Annotated in this window: 10 protein-coding genes; 7 read left to right on the top strand and 3 right to left on the bottom strand. The window is 67.6% G+C overall.

The window, feature by feature from the left end; genetic code table 11:
• Window positions 1-215 precede the first annotated feature (215 nt).
• Window positions 216-1,352, bottom strand: coding sequence for a phosphotransferase enzyme family protein (locus UU7_RS05615; protein WP_007806212.1), 1,137 nt, complete (start codon window positions 1,350-1,352; stop codon window positions 216-218).
• A 132-nt stretch (window positions 1,353-1,484) separates the two neighbouring features.
• On the opposite strand from UU7_RS05615, the gene UU7_RS05610 reads away from it, so the two are divergent.
• The 4 genes from UU7_RS05610 to UU7_RS05595 all read left to right on the top strand — a co-directional run bounded on the left by UU7_RS05610 (window position 1,485) and on the right by UU7_RS05595 (window position 4,308).
• Window positions 1,485-2,375: an AEC family transporter gene (locus tag UU7_RS05610; protein WP_007806210.1), complete on the top strand. Its 891-nt coding sequence runs from the start codon at window positions 1,485-1,487 to the stop codon at window positions 2,373-2,375.
• Window positions 2,376-2,441: 66 nt separating this feature from the next.
• Window positions 2,442-3,032, top strand: a complete 591-nt coding sequence (locus tag UU7_RS05605; protein ID WP_007806208.1) for a response regulator — start codon at window positions 2,442-2,444, stop codon at window positions 3,030-3,032.
• A gap of 29 nt (window positions 3,033-3,061) precedes the next feature.
• Window positions 3,062-3,460: an RNA-binding S4 domain-containing protein gene (locus UU7_RS05600; protein WP_040672914.1), complete on the top strand. Its 399-nt coding sequence runs from the start codon at window positions 3,062-3,064 to the stop codon at window positions 3,458-3,460.
• Between the two features lie 197 nt (window positions 3,461-3,657).
• The gene (locus tag UU7_RS05595) at window positions 3,658-4,308 is read left to right on the top strand and encodes a response regulator (RefSeq protein ID WP_007806203.1); all 651 of its coding nucleotides are present in this window, start codon (window positions 3,658-3,660) and stop codon (window positions 4,306-4,308) included.
• Between the two features lie 70 nt (window positions 4,309-4,378).
• Here UU7_RS05595 and UU7_RS05590 read toward each other — a convergent pair whose 3' ends face one another.
• Window positions 4,379-4,855 carry an Lrp/AsnC family transcriptional regulator gene (locus UU7_RS05590; protein ID WP_007806202.1) on the bottom strand — a complete coding sequence of 159 codons (477 nt, stop codon included), beginning with the start codon at window positions 4,853-4,855 and terminating at the stop codon, window positions 4,379-4,381.
• Between the two features lie 94 nt (window positions 4,856-4,949).
• On the opposite strand from UU7_RS05590, the gene UU7_RS05585 reads away from it, so the two are divergent.
• The gene (locus tag UU7_RS05585; protein ID WP_007806200.1) at window positions 4,950-6,134 is read left to right on the top strand and encodes a trans-sulfuration enzyme family protein; all 1,185 of its coding nucleotides are present in this window, start codon (window positions 4,950-4,952) and stop codon (window positions 6,132-6,134) included.
• Between the two features lie 123 nt (window positions 6,135-6,257).
• Here UU7_RS05585 and mutS read toward each other — a convergent pair whose 3' ends face one another.
• Entirely contained in the window at window positions 6,258-8,882 is a 2,625-nt protein-coding gene (gene mutS, locus UU7_RS05580; protein WP_007806198.1) for a DNA mismatch repair protein MutS, read from the bottom strand.
• Between the two features lie 87 nt (window positions 8,883-8,969).
• Between mutS and UU7_RS05575 the strand changes: the two genes are divergently transcribed.
• Both UU7_RS05575 and recA read left to right on the top strand, forming a co-directional pair.
• Window positions 8,970-9,479 carry a CinA family protein gene (locus UU7_RS05575; protein ID WP_082542815.1) on the top strand — a complete coding sequence of 170 codons (510 nt, stop codon included), beginning with the start codon at window positions 8,970-8,972 and terminating at the stop codon, window positions 9,477-9,479.
• 144 nt (window positions 9,480-9,623) lie between these two features.
• Window positions 9,624-10,661 (top strand): recombinase RecA, encoded by a 1,038-nt coding sequence (gene recA / locus UU7_RS05570; protein ID WP_007806195.1) that lies wholly within the window; start codon window positions 9,624-9,626, stop codon window positions 10,659-10,661.
• Window positions 10,662-10,726 lie beyond the last annotated feature (65 nt).

Below are 10,726 nucleotides of genomic sequence, written 5' to 3'. Positions count from 1 at the left end.
CCCCCGCTTCAATAACGCGTATTGAACCACGGATCGGGCGGAGCTGCTCGAGCTTCCATCGCGTGTCTGGTACATGCCCGGACGCGCTCACGCGAATCAGCCACTTGCGTGACTGCTCCGCGCCCGGCCATCGGGCAACTGCTCCTGCGTTGCCTCAACTCGGGCATCCATGCCCTCGCCATGGCCGGACTGAGAGGTTGAAAACGCACAACTCCTCAGTCGGGGTCGCCGATGAGCCGCAGCAAGGCCTGTCCCGGCGGCGTGTGGAACCACGCGGCATGGCCGCGCAGGAAGGTGTCCCAGGCCACGTCGGCGTTGGCCGGGGACTGCGTGATGCCCTGGAAGTAATCGACTTCGGACAGCGCGAAATCCACGTGCACCAGCGGCAGCAGGCTGGCCAACAGCTGCCGGTCGTCGCGGGTCAACGGCCGCTGCCGGTGATAGCCATCGATCAGCGCCCGGACGATGTCGGGGTGGGCGATGTCGCTGCGCCGATCCAGCTCCAGCCAGGCGATCGCGTTGCGCTCGATCGCGGTGGCCAGGTCGAACAGTGCGAAGTTGCGCGCGCACAGGCCGAAGTCGAGCACGTCGCTGATCCGTGCGCCGACGCCGTCGTCACTCCAGTACAGGTTCGACACGTGCCAGTCGCCGTGGGTCCACAGCGGCGGCTGCCGTGCAAGTCGTGGCTGGGCGGCGGCGTGCCAGGGGGCCAGCAGGTCGCCCAGCTCGTGCTGCCAGTGCCGATCGCGCAGATAGGCGGCCAGCGCGGGCCGCTGCGGCAGCTGCGCGGCCAGCGTCGCGACGGGATCGACGGCGCAGATCAGTTCGCTGCGTGCGACCAGGATGTGAGTGCTGCGCTGGGCGGCGCGATAGTCGGCGGCGGCCTGGTGCAGGCTGGCCAGCATCTGCCCGGCGGCCAGCGCGTGCTCGCGGCTGGACAGCGGTTCCCACGAGATCGCTTCGCGGTACAGGTCGATCCCGGCGGCACGGCGGTGCACTTCGTAGACCCATTCGCCGCGTGCGGTGACCGTGCCGCCATCGGCGTGGCGCAATACCTCGGGGATCGGCACGCCGCGCTCGCGCAGGTGCGCGATGAAGCGGTGTTCCTCGCCCAGCGTTTCCACGCCGCGCACACGCTGGTGATGGCGCTTGACGAAGCACGTGCCGCGCGGACTTTCGACCAGGCACGCCGCCGACAGTGGGCGCGGGCTGTGCCAGGCGATGCGGACCGGATCTCCGATGGCGGGATAGTCGCGCAGCACGGCTTCGACTTCGTCCGTGCGCAGTGGTGGCCAGTCCGGCGGCGTGTTGTCGCCGGCCAGTCCGTGGGCGAGATGGGTGGGGTCATTCATCGGGGCCATGGTGCCACGGGCAATCGCAAGCGGCGGATTATCGCCAATGGTTCCGCGATGGCGGCTTTCCAGTCGTGCGCGCTTCGCGTCTAATTGCCGGACTTTCCCCGCGGCACCCGTTCGATGAGTGCGATGTTGTTGCTGTTCGTCTGCCTGATTCTCGGCACCCTGGTGGCGCGCTACGCGAAGCCGCCGGCGGGCATCGTGCAGGGCATCAACTGGTGGGTGCTGAACGTGGCGCTGTCGGCGCTGGTGCTGGAACTGATCCCGAAGGTCAGCTTCGATCCCCGGCTGTGGTTCCTGGTGGCGGTGATGTGGCTGACTTTCGGCGGCGCGTGGCTGCTGTTCGGCCTGCTCGGGCCGCGGCTGGGCTGGTCGCGCCAGCGCACGGGCGCACTGATCCTGGTGTGCGGGCTGGGCAATACCTCGTTCATGGGCTACCCGCTGATGGAGGCACTGCACGGCAAGCAGGGGCTGGCGCTGGCCGTGGTGGCCGACCAGCTGGGCTGCTTTCCGGTGCTGGCGATCGGCGGCATCGTGGTCGCCTCGCTGTATTCGGGGCGCAAGCCGGAGCTGGGCCTGGTGGCCCGGCGAATCTTCACCTTCCCGCCCACCATCGCGCTGCTGATCGGCATCGTGGCCGGCCTGTGCGGAGGCTGGCCGCCACTGCTGGACGGGGTGTTCGCACCGATCGGCGCCACGCTGACCCCGCTGGCGCTGTTCTCGGTCGGCCTGCAGTTCAGGTTCCACCCCGGCCAGCGGCAACTGGGCGCGGCCAGCTGGGGCCTGGCCTGGAAGCTGTTGCTGGCGCCAGCGCTGTGCTGGGCCATGGGGGCTGGGGCCGGCGTCGACGGACTGGTGCTGACCGTGGGCGTGCTGCAGGCGGCGATGGCGCCGATGGTGTCCGCCACGATCCTGGCCGACGAATACGGGCTGGAACCGACCCTGGCCAATACCGTGCTGGGTGCCGGCATCGTGCTGTCCCTGCTGACCATTCCGCTGGGCAACGCGCTGCTTGGCTGATGCTTTTCTTGCGTCTGGCGCGGAGTACGTCGAAACTAGCCCGAACGGGGCAGGGGAGCTCGGGGCATGGCTGGTTTCGAACTGATCAAGCGGTTGTTCGGCAGCGAACATGGCGAACGTCGTGCTGTTCCGCGCACCGGTGAACCCAGGGGTGCCTGCATCCTGGTCGTCGACGATTCGGCCACCATCCGCGCGGTGATCGGCAAGATGCTGATGCAGAACGGCCACATGGTATTGAAGGCGGCCGACGGCGAGCAGGCACTGGCGACGGCGCGGCGGGAAAGTCCCGACCTGATCTTCCTCGACATCGTGATGCCCGGCATGAGCGGCTTCGCGGTGCTGCGCGCGCTGCGCCATGATCCGCTGACCCGCGACATCCCGATCGTGATGATCAGCGGCAACCTGCAGGCCACCGAGCAGTTCTACGTGCAGCGTTTCGGTGCCGACGATTTCATGAAGAAGCCGTTCGGCCGCGGTGAGGTGTTTGCCCGCATCGAACACCTGACCCGCAGCGGACGCCTGGTCGTGCGCCAGCGGGCGGAGGTGGAGGCGCCCACCGGCGAGCCCGAGCACACCGAAGCCGAGCATGCGGCGATTCCCGATATCGCCATGCCCGACCCGCACGACATGGTCGCCCCGGCCGCCACGCACGACTGAAGCACGTCGATGGCGCGACAATGGGCGCCATGAACCAGTCTCCGATACCCGCGCCGGCCACCACGCGCGTCGACGTGTGGCTGTGGGCCGCACGTTTCTTCAAGACCCGCAGCCTCGCCAAGCAGGCCATCGACGGCGGTCGCATCGACGTCAATGACGCCGGCTGCAAACCGGCAAGGACGCTTCATGCAGGCGACCGCCTGAAGATCAGTCGCGGCGACGAACGGATGGAAGTCGAGGTGCTGGCATTGTCCGATCGCCGGGGGCCGGCCAGTGCCGCGCAACTTCTGTACCGCGAGACCGAGCCCAGCCGCATCGCACGCGAGGCGGCGCGCGAGTTGCATCGGTTGACCGGTGCCAGCGGTCCGCCGAAGCGACCGGACAAACAGGCGCGGCGTGATCTGCGCCGGCTCAAGCATGAGCATTGAAGCGCTTCGCATTACACGCCAGTCGACGCGGCACTGTCGCCAATAGCCGCGAATTCGCGGGAAAAGCCCGTTGAAAACGGTGTTTCTTCGTGGGCTCTGAGCAGTGCATCGCAGAATGCCCTGCGCGGATGGAGGAATATCCCTTCAAATCCACCGGGTTGGCGACATCCAGCCACCACATGGCCGCGGAGGCTTGCATGGACGGACACGCACTGAAGAATGGCATCGGCTTTTTCAAGCGCCTGCTGGGCAACCATGTCGAGGCCATCCATCGCGTTGAAGCACAGGCGCCGCTGGGTGCGCGCATGCTGGTGGTCGACGATTCGCCCACGATCTGCGCCGTGCTGGGCAAGATGCTGCGGCAGGACGGTTACGCCGTGTTGAAGGCCGGCGACGGCAAGGCGGCGATCGAGCTGGCGCGCAGCGAGCAGCCGACGCTGATCTTCCTGGACATCGTGATGCCGGGCATGAACGGCTTCGCGGTGCTGCGCGCGCTGCGCCACGACCCGCTGACGCGGGACATCCCGATCGTGATGATCAGCGGCAACCCGCAGGCCACCGAGCAGTTCTACGTGCAGCGTTTCGGCGCCGACGACTTCATGCAGAAGCCTTTCGGTCGCGACGAGGTGTATCTGCGCATCGGCCAGTTGGTGCAGGCGGGGCGATTGCCTGCACGCCAGCAGTCGCCCCTGGTGGAGCAGCCGCCCGCTGCGTTGCCTGTGGTCGAGTGGAGCGCCGAGGATCTGACCGACATTCCGGACATCGCCATGCCCGACGCGGATGTGACCGCGCAACTGGTCGCGCCGGCTGCGCCACTGGCCTTGAAGCTGGCCAACGGCATCGGGTGAGTGCGGGCTTTTCCGGAAATGCCGCGTAGCCGGGGAACCGCTGCCCGTGCCCCGGGATGATCGCAAGCTTTCAGCCTTCTTCCGCCTCGCGGTAGATGGGCACGTCGGGATTGCGCCGGAAGGTGAAGATCAGGCTGGTCTCGATGTGCGCCACTTCCGGTCGCGTGGTGAACGCGTCCAGCGCGAAGTCGCGCAGGTGGTCGCTGTCGGCCACCGCCACGTGCAGCAGGTAATCGTTGGCGCCGGCCACGTGATAGAACGCCAGCACTTCGCGCAGGGTCAGCAGGTAGGCGTGGAAGGCGTCCAGATCTTCGCGCGAATGACGCGCCAGTCGCACGCTGATCATCGCCTGCAGGCCGATACCCACCGCTGCCGGGGCGACCTCTGCGTGGTAACCGCTGATCGCGCCGCTTTCGCGCAGCCGGCGCACCCGCTCCAGCGCCGTCGAGGGCGCCACGCCCACGCGTTCGGCCAGCGTCTTGTTGGGCAGCCGCGCGTTCTTCCGCAGCTCGCGCAGTATGGCGAAGTCGATTCGGTCCAGGCGCATGATTCGGGCTTTGTCGAAATTAAATTCGGTGACGTAATTTCAGCATAACGGATGATTCTAGTATCAGGCTATTCCATCGAATGGGGCTGGACTGATGCCGCGTCTTGAAACACTGGGTGTACATGCCGGTCGCGAGGATTTCGGCGAGCTGGGCGTGCACGCGCCGCCGCTGGACCTGTCCACCACCTATCCGGTGCGCGACCTGGCCGAGGGCACCACCAGCTTCGATGCGCTGGTGGGCGGCGCAGCGACCGCGGCCAACCCGATCTACGCGCGCCTGCACAACCCCACCGTGGCGCGTTTCGAGAACGCGCTGGCGCAACTGGAGGGCACCACCGACGCGGTCGCCTTCGGCTCGGGCATGGCGGCGATGTCGGCCTGCCTGCTCGCCGCGGGCCAGCGCGGCCGGCATGTGCTGGCAGTGCGCCCGCTTTACGGCACCAACGATCATCTGCTGAATTCGGGCCTGCTCGGCATCACCACGCGCTGGGTCGAGCCGAAGGGCGTGGCCGCCGCGATCAATGCCGACACGGCGCTGGTGATCATCGAGACGCCGGCCAATCCGACCCTGGACCTGATCGACATTCGCGCCGTGGTCAAGGCGGCAGGCTCGGTGCCGGTCCTGGTCGATTCCACGTTTGCCACGCCGGTCCTGCAACAGCCGGCGGCGCTGGGCGCCACGCTGGTATTGCACAGCGCGACCAAGTTCCTCGGCGGCCACGGCGACGTGATCGCCGGTGTGGTCGCCTGCGATGCGGAGTGGGCTGCGGCGCTGCGCCAGGTGCGCGCGGCCACCGGTGGCCTGCTGCATCCGCTGGGCGCCTATCTGCTGCATCGTGGCCTGCAGACCCTGTCGCTGCGGGTGCTGAAGGCCCAGGACAACGCACGCAAACTGTCGAAGCTGCTGGCGGGGCATCCGGCGGTGGCGAAGGTCTGCTATCCGGGCCTCGGCACGGTGGCCAATGCGCACCTGGTCGACACGCAGATGCATGGCCCGGGCAGCCTGATGGCGTTCGAGATGCACGGCGGTCATGCGGCCGCCAGCGCGGTGATGGCCGCGGTGAGGCTGGCCACGCCGGCGGTCAGTCTGGGTTCGGTGGATACACTGATCCAGCACCCGGCCGGACTGACCCATCGCGTTGTCGACGCGGCCACCCAGGCGCAGCACGGCATCACGCCGGGTCTGCTGCGCCTGTCGGTGGGCATCGAGCACGTTGACGACCTGTGGGCCGATCTGGGTCAGGCGCTGGAGGCGGCGCAGCTGAGCGCAGCGGCCTGACGGTTCCAACCGCACGCAGGCGGCAACAGTTGGGGAGGGGTATCGCCGATCCTGATCATCGGCGATGGGTCGGGAGGGCCTGGAAAGGCCGGCGTCACGGGGCGCCGGCCTTTTTTCATGTGCTCAATTCAGCGACTTGAGGCGATACAGCGCCTCCAGGGCCTCGCGCGGGGTCAGTGCGTCCGGTTCGATGTCTGCCAGCGCACGCTCGGCCGCGGATGGCTGGACGGCGGCGAACAAGCCCATCTGCGGCGAGGCTTCGGCTGCGCACGCCGGTGTACTGACGTGCTGGTGCATGCCGCGTTCAAGCTCGGTCAGAGTGCGCCGGGCATCGGCGATCACCGATTTCGGCAGGCCGGCCAATGCCGCCACCTGCAGGCCGAAGCTGCGGTTGGCTGGGCCATCCTTCACCGCGTGCATGAACACCAGTTGCTCGCCGTACTCAATGGCGTCCAGGTGCACATTGGCGATCGATGGGAATTCGCCGGCCAGTTCAGTCAGCTCGAAGTAATGCGTGGCGAACAAGGTGTATGCGCGGCAATGGCGGGCCAGATGCACTGCCGCGGCGCGCGCCAGCGACAGGCCGTCGTAGGTGCTGGTGCCGCGGCCGACCTCGTCCATCAGCACCAGGCTGTCGGCGGTGGCGTTGTGCAGGATGTTCGCCGTCTCGCTCATCTCGACCATGAAGGTGGACTGTCCGCGTGACAGGTCGTCGCCGGCACCGATGCGGGTGAAGATGCGATCGATCGGTCCGATCACCGCGCGGCTGGCCGGCACGTAACTGCCGATGTGGGCAAGCAGCACGATCAGCGCGTTCTGGCGCATGTAGGTGCTCTTGCCGCCCATGTTGGGGCCGGTGATCACCAGCATGCGGCGCGCGTCGTCGAGCTTCAGGTCATTCGGCTCGAACGGTTCGTCGCGGACTTTTTCCACCACCGGATGGCGGCCGCGTTCGATGCAGATGCCCGGCTCGTCGGTGAGCTCCGGCGCGCTCCAGTCCAGCGCCTCGGCACGCTCGGCCAGGGTGGCGAGCACGTCGAGCGCGGCGATCGCGCTGGCCGCGGCCTTCAACGATTCGAGCTTTTCGGTCAGCGTGTCCAGCAAGGCCTCGTACAGCGCACGTTCGCGCATCAGCGAACGCTCCTTCGCCGACAGCACCTTGTCCTCGAAGCTCTTCAGCTCCTCGGTGATGTAGCGCTCGGCGTTCTTCGTGGTCTGCCGGCGCGTGTAATGCGTGGGCGCCTTGTCGGACTGTCCCTTGCTGATCTCGATGTAATAGCCGTGCACGCGGTTGTAGCCGACTTTCAGCGTGCTGATGCCGCTGGCGGCCTTCTCGCGCTCCTCCAGTTCGACCAGGTACTGGTCGGCGTGGGTGGACAGGCGGCGCAGTTCGTCCAGTTCCGCGTCGTAACCGTCGGCGACCACACCGCCGTCGCGCTGCAGTACCGGGGGCTGTTCGACGATGGCGCGGGCGAGCAGGGCGGCCGTGTCCGCGTGGTCGCCGATGCTTTCGACCAGGGTGTGCAGCAGCGGGCTGAGCTCTTGTTGAAGAGTGCGGCCATGGATGGCCGCTTGTTGATCTTCGCGATCATGGAAGATCGCACGGGTGATGCCCGGCGTGGCAGCCAAACCATCGCGCAGGGTGGACAGGTCGCGCGGTCGCGCCGAGCGCAACGCCACGCGGGCGAGGATGCGTTCGAGATCGCCGATGCCGCGCAGCTGTTCGCGCAAGGACTCGTGGCGGCGGCTGTCGATCAGCATGCCGATCGCCTGATGACGCCGGCGCAAGGTCTGGCGCGAACGCAACGGACGGGTCAGCCAGCGACGCAGTGCGCGCGCGCCCATCGGCGTCACGGTTTCGTCGAGCACGCCGAGCAGGCTGTGTTCGATGCGGCCACTGGCATGGGTGTCCAGCTCCAGGTTGCGCCGGGTGGCGGCGTCCAGCGCGATCGTCTCGCTGGCGCTTTCCACCGCCATGCCGGTGAGGTGGGGCAGCGCGCTCTTCTGGGTCTCCTCGACGTAGCCGAGCAGGCAGCCGGCAGCGGCGACCGCCAGCGGCATGCCGTCGACGCCGAAACCGCCCAGGTCGCGCGTGCCGAAGAAGCGATTGAGCTCGCGCTTCGCCGCATCGGCATCGAAATGCCACGGCGGCCGCTTGCGCAGTCCGGGCAGGGCGCTGACCAGTTTCGGCCAGGCCACGTCCTCGCCGACCAGGGTCTCGGCCGGCTGCAGTCGCGCCAGTTCGGCAGCCAGCGCCTCGGCGCTCGGCACTTCGCTGAGCAGGAAGCGGCCGCTGGACAGGTCGACCCAGGCCAGGCCGTAGTCGCCGCGGGTGCCGGCGGCGATCGCCAGCAGCAGGTTGTCGCGGCGATCCTCGAGCAAGGCTGCATCGGTCACCGTGCCGGGCGTGACGATGCGCACCACCTTGCGCTCGACGATGCCCTTGGCCAGCGCCGGATCGCCCATCTGCTCGCAGATCGCCACCGATTCGCCCAACCGCACCAGCCGCGCCAGGTAGTTCTCGGCCGCGTGGTAGGGCACGCCGGCCATCGGGATCGGCGCACCACCGGATTGCCCGCGCTGGGTCAGGGTGATGTCGAGCAGCCGCGCCGCCTTGCGGGCGTCGTCGTAGAACAGCTCGTAGAAATCGCCCATGCGGAAGAACAGCAGCACGTCCGGATGCTCGGCCTTGGCCGAAAGGTACTGGCGCATGAACGGGGTGTGTTTGGTGAGATCGTCTTGGCTCATGCAATGCAAGTCTTGGCGTGGTCGCGCGGAACGGGTAGAACGGTGCCTCTGCGCGTGGCGCAAAGCGTTCAAGTCCGGGAGTCTCGCATGGAGTTGTTGTCTGTTCCTACCGATGCGGAGTTGCTGGCGCTGGCCGCAGAGGCCGCGGCCGAAGTGCAGCGCTGCCGGTTGATGCTGGTGACGGCCGAATCCTGCAGCGGCGGCTGGATCGCCAAGACGCTGACCGACCTGCCGGGCAGTTCGGCCTGGTATGACGCCGGCGTGGTGACCTACAGCTACGAGGCGAAGGAGGCACTGCTCGGCGTCAATCCCCGCACGCTGGAGCATGCCGGCGCGGTCAGCGAGGAAACCGTGCTGGAAATGGTCTCCGGCGCACTGGCGCGTTTCGGTGCCGGCGTGGCGGTGGCGGTCACCGGCATCGCCGGGCCTTCCGGCGGCATGCCGGACAAACCGGTGGGCACGGTCTGGATCGGCTGGAAGCGTCGTGGCGGCTACGCCCATGCGCGGCTGTTCCATTTCCCGGGCGATCGCGAGGCGGTGCGCCGACAAACGGTGGCCGCCGCGCTCATCGGCTTGCGCAAAACGCTGACGGAGTGACACGCGATCGGCCGCCAGACCGGCTTGACCGGTGTGGGATACTGGCCGCGTACACGTCGCTCCGCGCCGATGCGCAGATCGCAGCCCGTGAGATTCGACCCGGGCATCATGCTCCCCATTCTCAGCCCAACCGGAATACCTACGATGGATGACAACAAGCGCAAGGCGCTCACCTCCGCCCTCGGCCAGATCGAAAAGCAGTTCGGCAAGGGTGCCGTCATGCGCATGGGCGATCGCGTCAACGAAGCGATCGAGACGATCTCCACCGGCTCGCTGGGACTGGACATCGCGCTGGGCGTCGGCGGCCTGCCGCGCGGCCGCGTGGTCGAGATCTACGGCCCGGAATCCTCCGGCAAGACCACCATGACCCTGCAGGCGATCGCCAGCTGCCAACGCGCCGGCGGCACCGCCGCATTCATCGACGCCGAGCACGCGCTCGACCCGACCTATGCCGAGAAGCTGGGCGTCAAGGTCGACGACCTGCTGGTGTCGCAGCCGGATACCGGCGAGCAGGCGCTGGAAATCGCCGACATGCTGGTGCGCTCCGGCGCGGTGGACATGGTGGTGGTCGACTCGGTGGCCGCGCTGACCCCGAAGGCGGAAATCGAGGGCGAGATGGGCGACTCCCACGTCGGCCTGCACGCCCGCCTGATGAGCCAGGCGCTGCGCAAGCTCACCGCCAACATCAAGAAATCCGGCTGCCTGGTGATCTTCATCAACCAGATCCGCATGAAGATCGGCGTGATGTTCGGCAGCCCGGAAACCACCACCGGCGGCAACGCGCTGAAGTTCTACGCCTCGGTGCGCCTGGACATCCGCCGCATCGGCGCGGTGAAGAAGGGCGACGAGATCATCGGTTCGGAAACCCGCGTCAAGGTGGTCAAGAACAAGGTGGCGCCGCCGTTCCGCCAGACCGAGTTCGAGATCCTGTACGGCGAGGGCACCTCGCGCGAGGGCGAGATCATCGAGCTGGGCGTGGCGCAGAACCTGATCGACAAGTCCGGTGCCTGGTACAGCTACAACGGCGACCGCATCGGCCAGGGCAAGGAGAACGTGCGCCAGTTCCTGCGTGACAACCCGGCGATCGCCAACGAGATCGACAAGCAGCTGCGCGAACGCCTGCTGGTGCCGGTCGGCCGGCCGGCTGCCGCCGCCGCTGAAGAGGCGCTCGAGGAAGCGTGAACCGTGAGGGTTGACGGTCTGTTGCATGCACATGGCCCGGCTTGCCCGGGCCATGTGCGTTTTGG

It is taken from the genome of Rhodanobacter spathiphylli B39 (assembly GCF_000264295.1).
GTDB classification, from domain to species: domain Bacteria; phylum Pseudomonadota; class Gammaproteobacteria; order Xanthomonadales; family Rhodanobacteraceae; genus Rhodanobacter; species Rhodanobacter spathiphylli.
Note: the sequence above shows the minus strand (reverse complement) of the source record. Positions and strands in the feature narration are given on the sequence as shown.